Annotated in this window: 15 protein-coding genes; 12 read left to right on the top strand and 3 right to left on the bottom strand. The window is 64.5% G+C overall.

Annotated features, from left to right (window positions below; genetic code table 11):
- Positions 1–48 precede the first annotated feature (48 nt).
- Both hldE and waaA read left to right on the top strand, forming a co-directional pair.
- Complete coding sequence (gene hldE, locus PVT67_RS13880) at positions 49–1,473, top strand: bifunctional D-glycero-beta-D-manno-heptose-7-phosphate kinase/D-glycero-beta-D-manno-heptose 1-phosphate adenylyltransferase HldE (RefSeq protein ID WP_301494488.1); 1,425 nt, start codon at positions 49–51, stop codon at positions 1,471–1,473.
- A complete protein-coding gene (waaA, locus tag PVT67_RS13875) occupies positions 1,470–2,729 on the top strand; it encodes a lipid IV(A) 3-deoxy-D-manno-octulosonic acid transferase (RefSeq protein ID WP_301494486.1) in 1,260 nt (419 codons plus the stop codon). The genes hldE and waaA overlap by 4 nt, the downstream gene beginning before the upstream one ends.
- 88 nt (positions 2,730–2,817) lie before the next feature.
- Here the strand turns inward: waaA and tolC are convergent, their stop codons facing one another.
- Positions 2,818–4,164, bottom strand: coding sequence for an outer membrane channel protein TolC (gene tolC, locus PVT67_RS13870; RefSeq protein ID WP_301494484.1), 1,347 nt, complete (start codon positions 4,162–4,164; stop codon positions 2,818–2,820).
- 176 nt (positions 4,165–4,340) lie between these two features.
- Here tolC and nudF point away from each other — a divergent pair, with 176 nt between their 5' ends.
- The 7 genes from nudF to parC all read left to right on the top strand — a co-directional run bounded on the left by nudF (position 4,341) and on the right by parC (position 13,064).
- Positions 4,341–4,952, top strand: coding sequence for an ADP-ribose diphosphatase (gene nudF, locus PVT67_RS13865; RefSeq protein WP_301494482.1), 612 nt, complete (start codon positions 4,341–4,343; stop codon positions 4,950–4,952).
- Positions 4,949–5,386: a DUF1249 domain-containing protein gene (locus PVT67_RS13860; RefSeq protein WP_301494479.1), complete on the top strand. Its 438-nt coding sequence runs from the start codon at positions 4,949–4,951 to the stop codon at positions 5,384–5,386. The genes nudF and PVT67_RS13860 overlap by 4 nt, the downstream gene beginning before the upstream one ends.
- Positions 5,387–5,443: 57 nt before the next feature.
- Positions 5,444–6,181, top strand: coding sequence for a 3',5'-cyclic-AMP phosphodiesterase (gene cpdA / locus PVT67_RS13855; RefSeq protein ID WP_301494477.1), 738 nt, complete (start codon positions 5,444–5,446; stop codon positions 6,179–6,181).
- Positions 6,181–6,750 (top strand): YqiA/YcfP family alpha/beta fold hydrolase, encoded by a 570-nt coding sequence (locus PVT67_RS13850; protein ID WP_301494475.1) that lies wholly within the window; start codon positions 6,181–6,183, stop codon positions 6,748–6,750. The genes cpdA and PVT67_RS13850 overlap by 1 nt, the downstream gene beginning before the upstream one ends.
- Positions 6,751–6,805: 55 nt before the next feature.
- Positions 6,806–8,695: a DNA topoisomerase IV subunit B gene (gene parE / locus PVT67_RS13845; protein WP_301494472.1), complete on the top strand. Its 1,890-nt coding sequence runs from the start codon at positions 6,806–6,808 to the stop codon at positions 8,693–8,695.
- Positions 8,692–10,728, top strand: a complete 2,037-nt coding sequence (locus PVT67_RS13840; RefSeq protein WP_301494470.1) for a putative bifunctional diguanylate cyclase/phosphodiesterase — start codon at positions 8,692–8,694, stop codon at positions 10,726–10,728. Before parE ends, PVT67_RS13840 begins: the two co-directional genes overlap by 4 nt.
- A 71-nt stretch (positions 10,729–10,799) precedes the next feature.
- Complete coding sequence (gene parC, locus PVT67_RS13835) at positions 10,800–13,064, top strand: DNA topoisomerase IV subunit A (RefSeq protein ID WP_301499711.1); 2,265 nt, start codon at positions 10,800–10,802, stop codon at positions 13,062–13,064.
- A gap of 153 nt (positions 13,065–13,217) precedes the next feature.
- On the opposite strand, the gene PVT67_RS13830 is transcribed toward parC, so the two are convergent.
- The gene (locus PVT67_RS13830; RefSeq protein ID WP_301494468.1) at positions 13,218–13,940 is read right to left on the bottom strand and encodes a 3-deoxy-D-manno-octulosonic acid kinase; all 723 of its coding nucleotides are present in this window, start codon (positions 13,938–13,940) and stop codon (positions 13,218–13,220) included.
- Between the two features lie 84 nt (positions 13,941–14,024).
- Between PVT67_RS13830 and PVT67_RS13825 the strand changes: the two genes are divergently transcribed.
- The 3 genes from PVT67_RS13825 (at position 14,025) to rraB (ending at position 16,285) form a co-directional block, all read left to right on the top strand.
- A complete protein-coding gene (locus tag PVT67_RS13825) occupies positions 14,025–15,047 on the top strand; it encodes a glycosyltransferase family 9 protein (protein ID WP_301494466.1) in 1,023 nt (340 codons plus the stop codon).
- Between the two features lie 77 nt (positions 15,048–15,124).
- A complete protein-coding gene (locus PVT67_RS13820) occupies positions 15,125–15,829 on the top strand; it encodes a 1-acylglycerol-3-phosphate O-acyltransferase (RefSeq protein ID WP_301494464.1) in 705 nt (234 codons plus the stop codon).
- Between the two features lie 60 nt (positions 15,830–15,889).
- Positions 15,890–16,285 carry a ribonuclease E inhibitor RraB gene (gene rraB, locus PVT67_RS13815; protein WP_301494461.1) on the top strand — a complete coding sequence of 132 codons (396 nt, stop codon included), beginning with the start codon at positions 15,890–15,892 and terminating at the stop codon, positions 16,283–16,285.
- A 168-nt stretch (positions 16,286–16,453) separates the two neighbouring features.
- Here rraB and PVT67_RS13810 read toward each other — a convergent pair whose 3' ends face one another.
- Positions 16,454–19,063: a DUF2339 domain-containing protein gene (locus tag PVT67_RS13810; RefSeq protein ID WP_301494459.1), complete on the bottom strand. Its 2,610-nt coding sequence runs from the start codon at positions 19,061–19,063 to the stop codon at positions 16,454–16,456.
- Between the last annotated feature and the right edge of the window lie 46 nt (positions 19,064–19,109).

The raw sequence follows: 19,109 nt of genomic DNA, 5'->3' as shown, positions 1-19,109 counted from the left end.
TGCCGTGGTAAACTCTCGGCCAACTGCATGTAAGGAATACGGATCCCAATGAAGCTGAATCTGCCGGCCTTCGAAAATGCCCACGTCCTGGTGGTGGGCGACGTCATGCTGGATCGCTACTGGCATGGCGCCACCAAGCGCATCTCCCCCGAGGCCCCTGTGCCTGTGGTCAAGGTGGAGCAGAAGGAAGATAGGCCGGGCGGCGCCGCCAACGTGGCCCTTAACCTGGCGGCCCTGGGCTGCGGCGTTGAGCTGCTGGGCCTGGTGGGCCAGGACGAGCCGGCCCAGACTCTGCAGGACAGCCTGGGCAGTGTCGGCGTCAAGAGCCGCCTGCAGGCTGTGGCCACCCATCCCACCATCACCAAGCTGAGGGTCCTGTCCCGCCACCAGCAGCTGCTGCGCCTGGATTTCGAAGAGCCCTTTGCCGACAGCGATGCCCAGCTGCTGCGCGCCCCCTTCGCCGTGGCCCTGGAAGCAAGCAAGGTGGTGGTGCTGTCCGACTATGCCAAGGGCGCCCTGGCCGACGTCCAGCACCTGCTGGCCCAGGCCCGCGCCGCCGGCAAGGCGGTGCTGGTGGATCCCAAGGGCACCGATTTCGAGCGTTACCGCGGCGCCACCCTCTTGACTCCCAACTTGAGTGAATTCGAGGCGGTGGTGGGCCTTTGCCCCGACGAGCAGAGCCTGGTGGAGCGCGGCCTGGCCCTTATCGAGAACTTCGAACTGGAAGCCCTCTTGGTTACCCGTTCCGAGCACGGCATGACGCTGCTGCAAAAAGGCGCCGAACCTGTGCACCTGCCGGCCACCGCCAAGGAAGTGTTCGACGTCACCGGCGCCGGCGACACCGTCATCTCCACCCTGGCCGCGGCCCTGGCGGCCGGTGCTCCCCTGGACCAGGCCTGCGCCCTGGCCAACATCGCCGCCGGCATCGTCGTCGGCAAGCTGGGCACCAGCACCGTCAGCACAGTGGAGCTGGCCGGTGCCATAAGCCACGACAAGGAGCAGGGCCTGGGGGTGCTGGGGGAAGAGCAGCTGCTGCTGGCGGTGCGCGACGCCCAGCGCCGCGGCGAGAAGGTGGTCATGACCAACGGCTGTTTCGACATACTCCACGCCGGCCATGTGGGCTACCTGCAGCAGGCCCGGGCCCTGGGGGACCGCCTGATCGTGGCCGTCAACGACGACGATTCGGTGCGCCGCCTCAAGGGCGACGGCAGGCCCGTCAACAACTTGGAGCGGCGCATGACGGTGCTGGCGGCCCTGGGAGCCGTGGACTGGGTCGTGAGCTTCGGTGAAGACACCCCCCAGCGCCTCATCGCTCATGTGCTGCCGGACCTGCTGGTCAAGGGCGGCGACTACAAGGTCGAAGACATCGCCGGCGGCGCCGAAGTCATGGCCAATGGCGGCGAGGTCAAGGTGCTGGGCTTCGAAGACGGGGTCTCCACCACCGCCATCATTGAGCGCATCAAGACCAGATGAGCCGCTTTTTCTACAACCTGATGCTGTGCCTGGCCTTCCCCCTGGTGCTGCTCTGGCTGAACTGGCCAGGGCGGCGCCAGGACTTCGGCGGCAGGGCCCGGGAGCCTTTCGGGCTGGTGCCACCCCAGGAGGTGGATCTCTGGGTGCATGCCGTCAGCGTCGGCGAGGCCATGGCCGCCATCTCATTGCTGAAGAAGTGGCGGGAGCGGCATCCCAAGGCCAAGCTGCTGCTGACCACCAGCTCCCGCACCGGTTTTGAACGGCTCAAAGCCGCCTTTGGTGACCAGCTCAACCATTGCTACGCCCCTTACGATCTCTGGCCCTGCGTGTGGCTCTTCTTCCACAGGGTCGAGGCCCGCGAGCTCTGGATCATGGAGACCGAGCTTTGGCCCAACTGGCTGGCCTTTGCCGCCAAGCGCAAGATGCCGGTCAGCCTGGTCAATGCCCGGCTCTCCGAGTCTTCCTTTCGCCGTTACCGCAGGTTTTCCGGCTTGTCCCGGCAGCTGATGGCAGGGCTGTCGCGGGTGCTGGTCCAGACCCAGGCCGAGGCCGAGCGCTTCCTGGCCCTGGGCCTGGCGCCTGGGATACTCGAGGTGACGGGCTCGGTGAAGTTCGACCTGGAGCTTGACGACCAGCAGGCAGAGGCGGGCAGGGCGCTCAAGGCCGAATTGGGCCAGCGGCCTGTCTGGATAGCCGCCTCCACCCACCAGGGAGAAGATACCCTGATGCTGGCGGCCCACAAGCAGCTGCGGGAACAGTTCCCTGACGCCCTGCTGGTCTTGGTACCCCGCCACCCCCAGCGTTTCATTGAGGTGGCCAAGCTGATGGAGCGCCAGGGCTGGACCTTTGCCCGCCGTTCAGAGCAGCAGCCGGTGTTGGGCGATACGGCCGTTTACCTTGCCGACACCATGGGCGAGATGATGACCTTGCTGGGGGCTTGCCAACTGGCGGTGGTGGGGGGCTCCTTTGTCCCCGTCGGCGGCCACAACCTACTGGAGCCGGCGGCCCTGGCTTTGCCGACCCTGACCGGCCCCCAGTATTTCAACTTCCAGGACATCACCGACGCCCTGGTGGCGGCCGGCAACTGCCAGGTGGTGGAAGCGCCGGCCCTGGCCGGCACCCTGGCCGCGCTTTTTAGCAACCCCGAGCAATGTGCGAAGGCCGGCGAGGCCGGCCTCAAGGTGGTGGCGGCCAACAGGGGCGCCATCCGGCGCAGCCTGGCGGCGCTCGACAGCAGTCCTGTGCCGAAGGCCTGATGCTAAGGCTGACGGCAAAGGCGGCTTAACAGCGGTTTCCAGCCAATAAAAAAGGCCCTCATCGAGGGCCTTTTTGCTGGAGCAATCCTTACTTTTCCTTGGGCGCCATGGCGGCGGGCATCAAGGCCTTGTTGACCGCTTCCACGTCGGCGTCGGCCAGGGTGCCGTCCGCCTGTTTCAGGGCCAGGTTGTTGAGGATGTAGTTGTAGCGGGCCTGGGCCAGCTGCTGCTTGGCCTGGTAGAGCTGACGGTTGGCGTTGAGCACGTCCACTATGGTGCGGGTACCCACTTCGAAGCCGGCTTCGGTGGCTTCCAGGGCGGACTGGCTGGACACCACCGACTGCTCGTAGGCCTTGACCGAGGACAGGCTGGCGCCCACGTTGTTGTAGGTGTTGCGGATGGTGCGCACCACCTGGCGATGGATGCGTTCCAGCTCCTGGCTGCTGATCAGGAACTGGCTCTGGGCCTGCTCGACCTGGCTGGAGGTGCGGTAACCGGAGAAGATCGGCACCTTGACGGAGAGGCCTATGCTGGCGTTGTCCAGGCGCGGCTCGTTGATGCTGGAAGCCCCGTCAGGATTGTTGGTGGTATCGCTCACGTCGTAACTGCCGCTCAGGCCCACTGTGGGGTAGTGGCCAGACTGGGCGTACTTGATGTTGTCGCGGGCGATGTCCACGCTCATGCGTTGGGCCTGGAGGCTCAGGTTGTTCTCTTCGGCGCGTTTGACCCACTCGGTCGTCTTGCCCTGGGGCAGGGAGGGGGCGAACTTGTCGGTGTTGAGCACGGACAAGTCATGGTAGTTGACGCCGGTGATCTCGGTCAGGCCTTCGTAGCTGTTGTCCAGATCGTTCTGGGCGCTGATCTCGTTGGCCACGGCGGCGTCGTACTGGGCCTGGGCCTCATGGACGTCGGTGATGGCGGTCAGGCCCACGGCGAAGCGCTGCTTGGTCTGTTCCAGTTGGCGTTCGATGGCGCGCTTCTCTGCCTGGCGGAAGGCCAGGGTGTCCTGGGCCTGCAGCACGCCGAAGTAGGCCTGGGCCACGCGGCTGATAAGATCCTGGCGGGCGGCGCCGTACTTGACTTCGGCCTGGGCGGCGGTCTTTTCTGCCTGGCCCAGTTTGACCCAGGTGCCCTGGCTGTAGATCAGCTGCTCCAGGGTGATGCCGGCGCTCCAGCCGTGGGTGTCACCAGAGAACTTGCCACCGCTGTACTGCTCGTATTTGTTGAACTTGTAGCCCAACTGGCCGTTCAATTGCGGCAGCAGATCGGCCTTGCTGATATCGACGCCGGACATGGCCACCTGGCGCTGGGCGTCTGCCTGTTGCAACAGCGGATCATGCTGCAGGGCCTGCTGGTAGACTTCCACCAGATCGACGGCTTGGGCCTGGGCCACGAAACCGGCACTGACCAGTAGACTCAAAAGGGTTCGCTTCATTCGTTGATTCCTTGTGTCCGCATGCTGCGACATTGGCTGGAACAGTAAATAACAGGCTGATTTCACATCAAGTCGCAAGTGTAACAGATTATAAATTCGGCACGGTTGCGGGTAACGCACTGTTACTTCAAGCCGCGTTTTGCCGGCATTTTAGGCGTTTAAGAGCGGGAGCTTCCATGGACCACCATTTCACCCCATCCGACGTTGAAATCAAGGAAAAAAAGCCGCTTTACCAAGGGTTTTTCACCATGATGCGTTATGTGCTGCGTCACCGTAAGTTCGACGGCGGCTGGAGCCCCTGGTTGACCCGGGAAGTCTTCGAGCGGGGCCACGCCGCCGTCGCCTTGCCCTATGATCCAAAGACGGACCAGGTGGTGTTGCTGCGCCAGTTCCGGGTAGGGGCCATGGCCACCAGCGAGGATCCCTGGCTCTATGAGCTGGTGGCCGGCATCATCGAAGAAGGAGAGGGCGCCGAGGAGGTGGCGGTGCGCGAGACCAAGGAGGAATCGGGCCTGGAGGTGGGGCGCATAGCGCCTGTGCTGAGCTACCTGGCTTCTCCCGGGGGCACCACGGAGCGGCTGCACATCTTCGCCGTGGAGGTGGACGCCACCAAGGCCGACGGCGTCCATGGCCTTGACGAGGAAGGGGAGGACATCGCCGTGCTGGTGGTGAGCCGGAACGAGGCCCTGGCCATGCTGGAGCGGGGCCAAATCGACAACGCAGCTACTGTCATCGGCTTGCAGTGGCTGGCACTCAAAGCGGAGGAACTGCGCAAGCAATGGGGTTGAAAAAGCGGTACAGACCCAGTCTCAAGGCCCTGCACACGACCTGCGAGCAGAACTACGCGGCGCTGATGAAGCTGTCGCGCCGCCTCGGGTCCGTGGGGGACCACATCTCCTACCTGGTGGGCAGGGGGCAGCGCTATTGTCTGCGCCTGACCGAAGACTTCCCCTACACCTCCACCATCACCATAGAGCAGCAGGGGGCCCTGCCGCCCTACCTCAAGGCGATGATGCAGGTGCGGCTTTACCACGATGTACGGATGGCTGAAGTGTGCGCAAGCCAGCACTTTTCACGCCTGGCACCTCGCTATGCCTACCCCAATGATAAGATGCTGCTGCCTGACGAAAAGATGCAGGTGAACCTCTTCCTGACGGACTGGCTCAAGCTTTGTCTCACCGAAGGAAGGTGCAGTTCGGATATGCTAGGCAGCTTGTTGTAGAGGCCCCTCTTGAAAGTACGGACCCAGTTGTTTGAAAAGGATATTCTCAGTTTTTGGGTGCTGACAGACCCCCACCTCTTCCAGGATCACCGCCATGCCCTGCTTGGCGTGCCCACCTGGCAGAGCATGCAGGCCGTGGAATCGGCCCTGGATGTCGATACCGACGCCTGGCTGCTGACCGGGGATCTGGCCCAGGATCACAAGGTGGAAACCTACCGCCAGCTCGCCGAGCACCTCACCGGCAAGCCCTGGTTCTGGCTGCCCGGCAACCACGACGACCCGGCCGCCATGGAAGCCGCCCTGGGCGCACCGGTCAAACGTTTGCTTGGCAAGCATTGGCAGGTCCTGCTGCTGAGTTCACACGATCCGGGTAAGGTCAGCGGTTGGCTCGGCGCAGAAGAGTTGGCCCTGATCGACAGCTATGCCGATGCCGATCTGCACACCCTGGTGGCGGTACACCACCACCCAGTGCCTTGTGGCTCCTACTGGCTGGATCACCACCAGCTCAAGAACGGCGACGAACTGCTGAGCCGCCTCGGCCGCCACAAGAAATCCAAGGCGGTGCTGTTCGGCCATATCCACCAGGAGCTGGACAGGATGGAAGGCGATATCCGCCTGCTGGCGAGTCCTTCCACCTGTGTGCAGTTCGCGCCCCAGAGCCAGGATTTTGCCCTCGACGGCCAGGGCCCAGGCGGGCGCTACCTGGCGCTGTTGCCGGATGGCAACATCGAGACCCGGGTGCTGCGCCTGGCGCCCGAGCATTTCCCCGCCGACATCGAGGCCGGTGGCTATTGATGCACCTCTTCTACCTGCACGGCTTCAACTCCTCGCCGGGTTCGGCCAAGGCCGTGCTGGTCAAAGATTACCTGGCCAAGCATTTCCCCGATGTGCAGGTCCATGTCCCCTCATTGCATTTCGCACCGGCCGAGGTGGCGGCCAGCCTGGGGGCGGCGTTGGAGGCCATACCCGGCCCCAAGGCGCTGATGGGCAGTTCCCTCGGCGGCTTCTATGCCACTTATCTGGCCGAGGCCTTCGATCTCAAGGCGGTGCTGGTAAACCCGGCCGTCCGCCCTTTTGAGCTGCTGGCCGACTACCTGGGGCCCCAGGTCAACCCCTATACGGGGGAGCATTTCGAGGTGCTGCCCGAACACATGCAGCAGCTCAAGGCCCTGCACAGGCCAAGTCTTCAGAAGCCGGAGCGCTTCTGGGTGCTGCAGAAGGAAGGGGATGAGGTGCTGGACTGGCGCCAGGCCCGCGACCATTACCAGGGCGCGCGCCTGACCATAGAGGCCGGCGGCGACCACGCCTTCACCGATCTGGACAAGCATTTGCCGCAAGTGGCGGCTTTTTTAGACTTTTATTGACAATATTTCCGGCTATGGTCGACCATTGCCGGAAGCCATTTTGATAAGCCCGCACATGAGCAACCAGTACACCTCACAAGATCTGGAAGTCCTGGAAGGCCTGGAGCCGGTCAAGCGCCGCCCCGGCATGTACACCGACACCACCAGGCCCAATCACCTGGGCCAGGAAGTCATAGACAACTCGGTGGACGAAGCCCTGGCCGGACATGCCAGCAAGGTGGAAGTGATACTCCACGAGGACCAGTCCCTGGAGGTCGTAGACGACGGCCGCGGCATGCCGGTGGACATCCACCCCGAGAAAGGGGTGCCCGGTGTGGAGCTCATCCTCTGCAAGCTGCACGCCGGCGGCAAGTTCTCCAACAAGAACTACCAGTTCTCAGGCGGCCTGCATGGGGTGGGGATCTCCGTGGTCAACGCCCTGTCCACAAGGGTGGAAGTGGGCATCAAGCGCGACGGCCAGGAATACAAAATAGCCTTCGAGCATGGCGCCAAGGTCGAGGACCTCACCGTCGTCGGCACCGTCGGCAAGCGCAACACCGGCACCCGGGTGCGCTTCTGGCCCGATGCCAGCTATTTCGATTCCCCCCGTTTCTCGGTCAATCGCCTCAAGCACATCCTCAAAGCCAAGGCCGTGCTCTGCCCCGGCCTGACCATCAAGTTCGACGACCGGGTCAACAAGGAAAGCTTCGAGTGGCACTATGAGCGGGGCCTGGAAGACTACCTGGCCGATGCCGTGGTCGATTGGCCCAAACTGCCCGAAGCCCCCTTCGTGGGCGCCTTCGCCGCCCAAACAGAGGCGGTGGACTGGGCCGTGCTCTGGCTCCACGAAGGCGGTGAGCTTACCCAGGAGTCCTACGTCAACCTCATTCCCACGGCCCAGGGCGGCACCCACGTCAACGGCCTGCGCCAGGGCCTGCTGGAGGCCATGCGCGAGTTCTGCGAGTTCCGCAACCTCTTGCCCCGCGGCCTCAAGCTGACCCCTGAAGACATCTGGGAGCGCTGCGCCTTCGTGCTCAGCGTCAAGATGCAGGACCCCCAGTTCGCCGGCCAGACCAAGGAACGCCTCTCTTCCCGCCAGAGCGCCAGCTTCGTCTCAGGCGTAGTGAAAGACAGCTTCAGCCTCTGGCTCAACAACCACACCGAAGTGGCCGAGCTGCTGGCCGAACACTTTATCTCCAACGCCCAGCGCCGTACCCGCAGCGCCAAGAAGGTGGCCCGTAAGAAGGTCACCTCAGGGCCGGCCCTGCCCGGCAAGCTCACCGACTGCACCAGCGACGATCCGGCCCGCACCGAACTCTTCCTGGTGGAAGGGGACTCGGCCGGCGGCTCCGCCAAGCAGGCCCGTGACCGCGACTTCCAGGCGGTGATGCCGCTGCGCGGCAAGATCCTCAACACCTGGGAAGTGGATTCGGCCGATATCCTCGCCAGCCAGGAGGTGCATGACATCTCGGTGGCCATCGGCATGGACCCGGACTCGGAGCAGGTGGACGGCCTGCGCTATGGCAAGGTCTGTATCCTTGCCGACGCCGACTCCGACGGCCTGCACATCGCCACCCTGCTGTGCGCCCTTTTCCTGCGCCACTTTCGGCCCCTGGTCGACAACGGCAATATCTACGTGGCCATGCCGCCGCTGTTCCGTATCGACCTCGGCAAGGAGGTCTACTACGCCCTCGACGAGCAGGAGAAGCAGGGCATACTCGACCGCCTGGCCGCCGAGCACCGCCGCGGCAAGCCCCAGGTCACCCGTTTCAAGGGCCTGGGCGAGATGAACCCCTTGCAACTGCGGGAAACCACCATGGATCCCGCCACCCGCCGCCTGGTGCAGCTGACCAATGACGACGCCGAGCAGACCCAGGCGCTGATGGACATGCTGCTGGCCAAGAAACGCTCCGGTGACCGTAAGGAATGGCTGGAACTGAACGGCCACCAGGCGGAGCTGGCGTGAAGCAAAGCCGCACCTTGCTGAGCCTGCGCTGGCAACTGCTGGTGCCTTTCTTCTGCCTGCTGCTGTTGCTGTTTTCCGGCTACGCGGCCATGAACCAGGCCAGCCTGGAGCGGGTCTACGGTGGGGTCAGGACCACGGCCAGCCAATTCATGCTGCAACTCTTCGACGCCGAACTGGCCAGGGACAAGGGGCCCTGGACGCTGCGCTGCGACCAGGGTTGTTCCCTCAATAGCCCCAGTACTGCGCTGGATCTCGAGGCCCTCAGCAAGGCGCTGGCCAGCCCAGTGCTGGTGGTGCGCCAGGGCGGCCAGCTGGTGGCGGCCAGCAGTGACGGCCTACCCGCCGTTGGCGCTCAGTGCCTGGACAGGCCTGTGTGTGAGCTGGACGGTTACTGGTTCGTCCGCCTCCATGAAGACCAGGGCCTGGTGCTGGGGGCGCTGCTGGACGGCCGCGCCATCAAACAGGACACGGACCACACCCTGGTGCGCAGCCTGGCCTTGGGGCTCGGCGGCCTCTGCCTCTGCATGCTGCTGTTCTACCTCCTGCTGCGCCGGCCCCTGGCGCGGCTCGGCGCCATCAGTGATGCCCTGCCGCTGCTGGCAAGGGGCGCCTACGAGGGCTTTCGCATCCGCCTGAGGGCCATTGGTCGCCACCAGAAGCTGCTGGACGAGCCCACGTTGCTGGCCCAGCGCCTGGAAGAGATGTCATTGCAGCTCGAAGGCATGGAAAGCCAGCTGCAGCGCCGCGCCGGCGAGCTGGAATGGCTGGCCAGCCACGATCCCCTCACTTCCCTGGTCAACCGCCGCCAGTTCGAGGTGGAACTGCAGGAACGCCTCAAGCGCCAGCAGTTGGTGAGCCTGATGTTCATGGATCTCGACAACTTCAAGTTCGTCAACGATGTGGCCGGCCACAAGGTGGGGGACCGCCTGCTGAAAAGGGTGGCCAAGGTGCTGGAACAGCTGATGCCGGACAATGCCTGCGTGGCCCGCTTCGGCGGCGACGAATTCGCGGTGCTGATCCCGGGGCTGACCCAGGCCGGGGAGGAAGCCCTGCTGGAACGGCTCTACCATGCCCTGCGGGAAGTGCGGGTCAGCGGCGGCGGCCAGCTCCATTCCCCCTCCGTTTCCATAGGCCTGGCCAGGCTGCCGGAGGACGGCGACGACATCGACGACATCATGGCGCGGGTCGACATGGCCATGTACAGCGCCAAGGAGCAGGGCAAGAACCGCCATGTGCGGGCAACCCGCCAGGACACCGACCAGGAGCTTGGCAAGCACCTGTATTGGCTTGAAAAGTCCAAACACGGCATCAACAACGGCAACCTCTGCCTCTACTTCCAGCCGATAGTGGACACCGAAACCCGGGAAGTGGCCCATTACGAGACCTTGCTGCGCATCCGCGACCGCGACGGGGCCTGGGTCTCGCCGGTGGAATTCATTCGCGCCGCCGAGCAGACGGGGCGCACCAGCGAGCTGGATCTCTGGGTCTTCCGCCAACTGCTGGCCCTGCTGGAAAGGCTGCCTAGCGACCGGCGGGTACGCTTCTCGGTCAACCTTTCGCCCAAGACCTTCGGCGAACCGGCGGCCATCCTCGCCATCGCCGAGGAGCTGGAGAATAGACCCGAGCTGGCCCGCAAACTCATCATCGAGATCACCGAAACGGCGGCCCTGACCAACCTGGATCAGGCCCGCCAGTCCATACAGCGCCTCAAGGCCCTGGGCTGCCACTTTGCCCTGGACGACTTCGGGGTCGGCTATTCCTCCTTCCACACCCTGAAGACGCTGCCGGTGGACTTCATCAAGATCGACGGCTCCTTCATCCGGGGCCTGGCCAGCCAGCACGCCGACTCCATCTTCGTGCGGGCCCTGGTGGATATCGCCGGCCAGTTCGGTTACCGCACCATCGCCGAATTCGTGGAAGAGGAAGAAGTGGCCGAGCTCTTGGACATACTGCAGGTCAGCTACATGCAGGGTTACCTCTTTGGCAAACCCCAGGCGGCAGAGAGCCTCTGGCCCGAGCTGGCGGTGGCATAATGTTTTGTTTTTCATGAACCTGGAAAAGGCCCGTGGACGAAATCGCAGCAAGTCTTGACGGCATCGAACAGATGCCGCTGCGCCGCTTCACCGAATCGGCGTACCTGAACTATTCCATGTATGTCATCCAGGACCGCGCCCTGCCGCACCTGGGGGACGGCCTCAAGCCGGTGCAGCGCCGCATCGTCTACGCCATGAGCGAGCTGGGCCTGAGCGCCGCCGCCAAGTACAAGAAGTCGGCCCGTACCGTCGGTGACGTCCTGGGTAAATACCACCCCCACGGCGACAGCGCCTGCTATGAAGCCATGGTGCTGATGGCCCAGCCCTTTTCCTACCGCTACCCGCTCATCGACGGCCAGGGCAACTGGGGGGCGCCGGACGATCCCAAGTCCTTCGCCGCCATGCGTTACACCGAATCGCGGCTGGCCAAGTTCGCCGAGGTGCTGCTGAGTGAGGCCGGGCAGGGCACAGTGGACTGGGTACCCAACTTCGACGGCACCTTGGAAGAGCCGGCGGTGCTGCCGGCGCGCCTGCCCCATGTGCTGATCAACGGCACCACCGGCATCGCCGTGGGTATGGCCACCGACATACCGCCTCACAACGTGCGGGAGCTGACGGCCGCCTGTATCCATCTGCTGGCCCACCCCAAGGCCAGCGTCCTCGACCTGATGCAGTTCGTGCCGGGCCCCGACTACCCGACCGAAGCCGAGATCATCACCCCCGCCGCCGACCTCCAGAAGCTCTATGAGAGCGGCCGCGGCAGCGTGAAGATGCGCGCCAAGTACGAGCTGTCCGACGGCGAGGTGGTGGTCACGGCCCTGCCGCACCAGGCCGGCTCCGGCAAGATCCTCGAGCAGATCGCCGCCCAGATGCAGGCCAAGAAGCTGCCCATGGTGGCGGACCTTCGCGACGAGTCCGACCACGAGAACCCGGTGCGGCTGGTGATAGTGCCCAAGTCCAACAGGGTGGACATAGAGGCGCTGATGGCGCACCTCTTCGCCACCACGGACCTCGAGAAGAACTTCCGGGTCAACCTCAACGTCCTGGGCCTGGACGGCCGGCCCCAGGTCAAGCCGCTCAACCTGATGCTCAGCGAGTGGCTGCAATTCCGCACCGGCATAGTCACCCGCCGCCTCCAGCACCGCCTGGACAAGGTGGAGGCCAGGCTGCACGTGCTGGCCGGCCTCTTGATCGCCTTCCTCAACATCGACGAGGTGATCCACATCATCCGCACCGAGGACGAGCCCAAGCCGGCGCTGATGGCCCGCTTCGGCCTCTCCGCCACCCAGGCCGAGGCCATCCTCGAGCTGAAACTGCGCCACCTGGCCAAGCTTGAAGAGATGAAGATCCGTGGCGAGCAGGATGAGCTGGCCAAGGAGCGGGATGAACTCCAGCACCTGCTGGGCTCGGAAAAGGCCCTCAAGGCCCTGATCAAGAAGGAATTGCAGGCGGACGCCAAGACCTATGGCGACGAGCGCCGCTCGCCGCTGGTGGTTAGGGCCGAGGCCAAGGCCCTGTCCGAGAAGGAGCTGATGCCCACTGAGCCGGTGACGGTGGTGCTGTCCACCAACGGCTGGGCCCGCACCGCCAAGGGCCACGACATAGAGCCGGACAAATTGAGCTACAAGGCCGGCGACGGCTTCCTGGCTGCGGCCAGGGGCAAGAGCAACCAGCCGGTGGTGTTCTTGGATTCCAGCGGCCGCAGTTTTGCCTGCGACGCCCTGGCGTTGCCTTCGGCCCGCTCCCAAGGGGAGCCGCTCACCACCCGTTTCAACCCGGTGGCCGGTGAGACCTTCGAGCAGGTGCTGCTGGGGGACGACGAGGATCTCTACCTGCTGGCCTCGGATGCCGGCTATGGCTTCATCTGCAAGTTCAGCGACATGGTCAGCCGCCAGAAGGCCGGTAAGGCCCTGGTGACCCTGCCAACCGGCGCCAAGCTGCTGCCGCCGGTGCGGGTACCGGCCGGTGACCAGGTGCAGGTGCTGGCCATCACCAACGAAGGGCGGATGCTGGTCTTCCCGCTGGCTGACCTGCCGGCCCTGGCCAAGGGCAAGGGCAACAAGATCATCTCCATTCCCAGCGCCCGTGCCGCCAGCCGCGAGGAAGTGGTGCGCCAGTTGGTGCTGCTGCATCAGGGAGACAGCCTGGTGGCCTATGCCGGCAAGCGCAAGCTGACCCTCAAGCCCAGCGACTTGGAGCATTATCTCGGTGAGCGGGGCCGCCGCGGCGCCAAGCTGCCACGGGGCCTGCAACGGGTGGACGAGGTGGCCGTGGAATCCACGGCCGCCGGTGCCGCTGCCGGCGCGGGCGACAGCCCAGCCGGGGAGGAGGAATAACAAAGGCGCCAGAAGTGGCCAGCAGAAAAGATTGGGAGCGACGGCAAGGCAAGGCCGAAGCCCTTGAAAAAGCGCAGTTTACAGAGAGTAAATGAGCATTTTGAGAGGGCTTTAACGCCGTGTTGGCAAGCGTACCCTTTTCGGCGCCTCTTCTCAGGCGCCTTTTTCGTAGCCGGCCATCAGCGCCGGCCAATCCCGCTCCTGGTCCCAGTGGAAGGAGGGCAGCCGGCCCTTCTCCTTGTTGAAGGAGCGCAGCAGCCTGGCCAGGTTGTCCTCCTTCCAGACCCCGCTTTTACGGAGGCGGCCGCGGTCGAAGTCGATAAGCCAGAGGCCGCCTGCCTCACCCAGCAAGATGTTGTGGGCGTTGAGGTCGGCATGAAAAACACCAGCGTCGTGGAAGCGGCGCACCAGGGCCCCTATGGCCTGCCACTGGCCCTCGGCGAGCTCGGCTTTTTGCAGCCAGGCCACCAGGTCCCGTGCCCCTTGGATGCGCTCGATAAGGATGTCGCCCTTGTAGAAGAGGCCGCGCCGTTCGACGTGGGCCGCCACCGGTTTGGGTACCGGCAGCCCCAAATCATGGAGCCGGGCCAAGAGCTTGTATTCGGCCACGGGGCGGCTGTTGTTTATGCCCAGGAAGAGGTAGCTGTCCTTGACCAATTTGCCCACCAGGCCGCCGCGGCGGTAGTGGCGCAGCACCCAGTGGGCCTCGCCCTGGCGCAGGAAGTAGGTGGTGCCACGGCCTGTGCTGGTGCCGGTGACGGCGCCGCGCTCGCGCCAGACGCGGGGGCGGAATTCGTCCGGCCCTACCTGGGGTAGCAGCGCCTTGTCGTGCAGCAGGAAATGGTTCTGGCTCCAGAGTTGGTGTTGGCTGTTCATGGTGTGGTCCAGGCGGGGTCGGGGCCATTGTACATCAGCAATTTAGCCCTGCATAATGAGCCCGCCCCCTGCCTCGGAGCCCCTATGAAGTCCATCTGCCTGCTGCGCCTTTCCGCCATCGGCGACGTCTGTCACGCCCTGGCCCTGGTCAACGTGCTCAAAGCGCGCTGGCCGGATTGCACCATCACCTGGGTGCTGGGCAAGGCCGAGGCCCAGCTGATGGCCGGCATCGAAGGGGTGGAGCTGGTAGTGTTCGACAAGAAGGCCGGCCTCAAGGGCATGAGGACCGTGTGGCGTCAGCTCAAGGATCGGCGCTTCGACGCCTTGCTGCATATGCAGATTGCGTTGCGGGCCTCCCTCCTCAGCCTTGGCATCAAGGCCAGGCGGCGCATCGGTTTTGACAAAAGCCGCGCCGGGGAGGGCCAATGGCTCTTCACCAACGAGCGTATCGGCCTGCCAAAGGGTCAGCACGTGCTGGACAACTTCCTGGAGTTCGCCCGCTATCTCGGCATCGAGGATCCCAAACCGGACTGGACGCTACCGGTGCCGGCCGAGGCGGTGCAAAAGGCCGAACAATTATTGCCCCAAGGCAAAAGGACCCTGGTGATTTGCCACAGTGCCTCCAAGGCTGAGCGCTGCTGGCCCGCCGAGCGTTACGCCGCCGTGGCCGATTGGGCCCATGACCAGGGCCTCAAGGTGCTGCTTTGTGGCGGGCCTGCCCCGGCCGAGAAGGCCCTGGCCCAGGCTATCGGCGACGCCGCCTCGGCGCCGGTGCGGGACCTCACCGGCCAGACCGATCTCAAGAGCCTCTGGGCGCTGCTGCGACGTGCCACCGTGGTGCTGGCGCCCGATACGGGGCCTGCCCATATGGCCTCCAGCCAGGGCACCCCTACAGTGGGCCTCTATGCCCATTCCAACCCCCGCCGCACAGGCCCCTACAACCACCAGAAGTGGGTGGCCAACCGCTATGACGCCAACATCCTGGCCCAGACCGGCAAGCCCTGGCAGCAGCTGCCCTGGGGGGCGCGGGCCAAGGGCGAAGGGCTGATGGCCGGCATCGGTGTCGACGAGGTCATCGCCAAGCTCAAGTGCATCCTGGCTGAGTGAACAATTGTTCGCTGATCGGAGTTTCACCCTGGCCCTAAACCGCTATAATGCCTGCCGTTTGGTTTACCGGTGTGCTCATGATTGCCCTGTTTCGTCTGCTGTTATTGGGTGTGTTTCTGGTCCTGGTCTCGGTGCTGGGCTGTCTCTATTGCCTGTTGAGGCCCTTCCATCCTGACCACGTCTACCGTTTCGCCCACCTGTTTGGCGCCCTGGCCCCCTGGCTTGGCGTCAAGGTGGAAATGGACGGCCTGGAAAACGTGCCCAAGGGCCCCGCCGTCTACATCAGCAACCACCAGAGCAGCTGGGATCTGGTCACGGCCTCCAACGCCGTGCGCCACCGCACCGTCACCATCGGCAAGAAGAGCCTCAAGTGGATCCCCTTCTTCGGCCAGCTCTACTGGCTGACCGGCAACATCCTCATCGATCGCAAGAACTCGGCCCGCGCCAAGGGCACCATCGACGAGGCCGCCCGGCGCATCCGCGAGGAGAAGCTGTCGGTGTGGATCTTCCCCGAAGGGACCCGCAGCTATGGCCGCGGCCTGCTGCCCTTCAAGACAGGCGCCTTCCATACCGCCATCACCGCCGGTGTACCCCTGGTGCCCATCGCCGTTTCCAGCCTGGAGAAGATGAGCCTCAACCGCTGGAACAACGGCACGGTTCGCATCCGTTTCCTGCCGCCTATCGATACCAGCAAGATGGAAAGGGGCGCTGCCCGCGAGCTGTCGCTGCACTGCCACGGCCTGATGGAAAAGGCCATCACCGAGCTCAGCGGCCAGCAATAAGGGCGCTGCGGCCTGGCGATTCCGTGCTAGGCTATCGCCAAATTGGAATTGGAGATTGCCATGTCCCTTGCCGCCCGCCTGGAAGCCCAACGCCAGGACAATCAGGATATCCTCGACACCCTAGTGGAAGACGGCGCCGACCTCGGCGACGAGTTCGTGGTGGAGCACCATTTCGCCAGCACCAGCTTCGACAAGTTGGAAAAGCTGGCCATCGAAGTCTTCAAACTGGGCTTCGACGTTTCCGACGCCGAGGAATTCCGCGAAGGCCGGGTCATCCTCTTCTGCTTCGACGCCGTCCGTGAAGGCCCCCTGGTGCTGGACGAGATCAACGAAGACACCGACACCCTGATGAAGCTGGCCGACCGCTTCGGCGTCGACTACGACGGTTGGGGTACCTTCTTCGGTGAGGAAGAAGACGAGGACTTCGACGAAGAGCTTGAAGACGAGGACGAATAAGAAAACCGGCGCAAGCCGGTTTTTTTCTGTCGCCGCGTCGGCGCCTGCCATCACGGACGGCTGGGGCCTCTTCTTCGGTGAGGAAGAAGACGAGGACTTTGACGAAGAGCTCGAAGACGAAGACGAATAAGAAAACCGGCGCAAGCCGGTTTTTTTATAGGGCAGGATTTAGGATGTGGGGGCTTCTGGGCTGCCGCCCTTGGGGCTTCGAACCCTTTGGAACAGCCAGCCTATGCCCACCAGCGCCAGGCCGAGGCCGATGAAGGAGATGGCGCGGTAGAGGCCGGCCAGGTGGGCCATGTCGACCAGGAAGGCCTTCAAGATCACCACCAGCAGTATCCCCAGCCCCAACTGGGTCAACTTCAGGTACTGGCGCCTCAGGCCGAAGACGACGAGGCCAAGGGCCACCAGCAGCCAGACCAGGGAGTAGCTGTAGAGCTCTGCCTGGGTGGTCGGCAGCCTCAGCAGCACGCTGTGGGCATGGAAGAAGCTGCGAATGCCGCCGTTGATGTAAAGGGCGGCGAAGAGGCCGCCAAGCAGGCTGAAGATCCGCTGCCAAAGGGCTGGAGCCAGGCGCAGCCAGGCCAGGCCGAAAAGGGCCAGGGCCGGTATGGCCCACTGCACAGCCAGCCAGTTCAGCATGGGGAGCGGCCCCAGGGGCTGGGCGTGCCAGAAGGGGTTCTCCACCAGGCTGATGCGCAACTGCATGACCGTTGCCGCCGCCAGCAGCCCCCAACCCCAGCAGCGCAGCACCAGGGCGGTGGTGGCGCTGCGGGGGGCGCGCCACAGGTAGACGCCGCCCAGCACAGTCCAGTTCATGGCCAGCAGGCAGGCTTCCTGGTAGCTGGGGTCCAGCAGGTCGGGATAACGGCCATTGAGCAGGTAGCTGGTTTCGGTGGTGACCAGCAGGGCCAGCAGGTGCAGCTGGGCGCCCCTGAACCAGCTCTGCAATGGCGCTGAGCCGACGTAGCCGGAGGCGAAGCGCACCAGGGCGATCACCAGGGGGTACAGAACCACCGACCAGTGCAGCCCCAGCAGGGTTTCGCTCGCGTAGGAATCGAGCCAGGGCGCGACGCTGAGGCGGGCCATGACCGCCACCAGCGCCAGCTTGTAGAGCCAGTCGGGCAACCGCACCTTATAGCTGTGGCTCAGATAGGCCATGCTGCCGAGCTGCGCGGCCAGGGCCAATGTCAGGGGGCCGGCCTCCAGCAGCATGGTCAGCACCAGGGTCAAAGCGAAGTTGGCCAGCAGCGCCAGGGGCAGTTGCAAGAGGGCAAACTTCACCCGGGTGATAGCGAAGGTGGCGGCCAGGGCGATCAGGGTAAGCTCTATGGACCAGGGCAGGTAGAGTTGGTCGGCGATGGCGGTTGGGGCCAGGGCATAACTCAAGCCATACCAGAGGACGGGAGCCACCACCAACAGGGTATGAAAAGCCCGGCGCTGCGGCTGGCGGTGCAGCATCCAGGCGCCAAAGAGCAGGCTCAGCAACGCGTTCCCCTGGACAAAGAGGAAGGGGAGGCTGAAGGCGGGCAAGCTGCCTTCTGGGGAGCTGACAGGGGCCACGGCGGTGAAGCTGACAAAGGCAAAAGCCAGGGCCAGGAAGGGTAGGGCGTCAAAGGCACTGTGGCGAAGGGGCAAGCCATAGAAGAGGGCCGTGACCAGGACGGCGGTGACCATCCACTGGTTGTCGGTGGCATGCAGTCCCAGGGCCACCAGCAGCATCACCAACGGCAGCACCAGGGCCAGCTGGGTCTTGTCCGGCCACAACAGGGCCCGCAGCGGCAGCACCGCTGACGAGCTTTGCCGCAGCAGCCAGCCGAGCTTTGGCACCAGGGCAAAGAGGTAGAGCGTCGCCAACGTAAAGAGCACCAGAAGGGGCAGATCGCCGCTGCCGGCAAGGCTGATGGCCAGGCCAAACCACAGGCTCTGGCCGGCGAAGGCCAGCCACCACAGCCAATATTGCTGGACGCGCATCGCCACCTGGAGGTTGTACGCCGAGATCAACGTGACATAACCCAGCAGCATCGCCAGGTGTGGCTCGCCGGTATTGACGATGGCCGGCACCAGGTAGGCGCCGACGGTGCCGAGGCACGCCAGCAGGGGGCCGAACCTGAGGGTCAGGGAGCTGGCGGCAAGGGAGACCAGGGCCAGCAGCAGGAAGGTCAGCTGCGGCGACAGGTAGCCGTAGCCTTCGAAGGCCACCAGTACCATGGCAAAGCAGGTGATAAGGCCGCCGCTGGCCAGGGCAGCCGGCACATGGGGGCTATGGATGTCGAAACGGGCGGCGTGGCGGGCCAGGTGATCGGCCCCCAGGGTCAATGCCACACCGAACAGGGCGCCGCCGATGATCCGCACCGCCGGAGGCAGCAGTCCGGCGTCTATGGCGTAGCGCGCCAGGAAGAGCCCGCCGATGGACAGTACTATGCCGCCCAGCCAGAGCAGCCCGTTGGCCTTGATGTGCCGGCCCAGGGCCTGGCTGAAGCCGGGGGCGCCCGCCGGGGCACCTGCAGGGGCGCCTGCTGAGGGAAGTGAAGCCTGGGGTAGGGGCTGGGCGTCTGGTTGGGGCCTGGCCTGTTGGTTGGTGGGCCCGGGGCTGGGTTGTGCCGCCGGCTTGGCGGGCGCGTCCTGTTGGCCCAGCAGCTGTTGCAGCTGCCTTCCCTGCTGCTCGACCCTGGCCTGCAGGGCAAGCAGCGCCGTCCGCAGCTGGCGCAGGCTCTGGTGTGTTGAAATGAGGGCCACCACCGCGATGAGCAGCAACAGCGCCAGTAATGCATCCATTCTCGGTTATCCGACAGCATGTCAAAAAATCACAACATCATGTCTG

The sequence above is a fragment of the Gallaecimonas kandeliae genome, assembly GCF_030450055.1.
Classification (GTDB): Bacteria; Pseudomonadota; Gammaproteobacteria; order Enterobacterales; family Gallaecimonadaceae; genus Gallaecimonas; species Gallaecimonas kandeliae.
The sequence above is the reverse complement of the archived record's forward strand: the minus strand, read 5'-3'. Positions and strand labels throughout refer to the sequence as shown.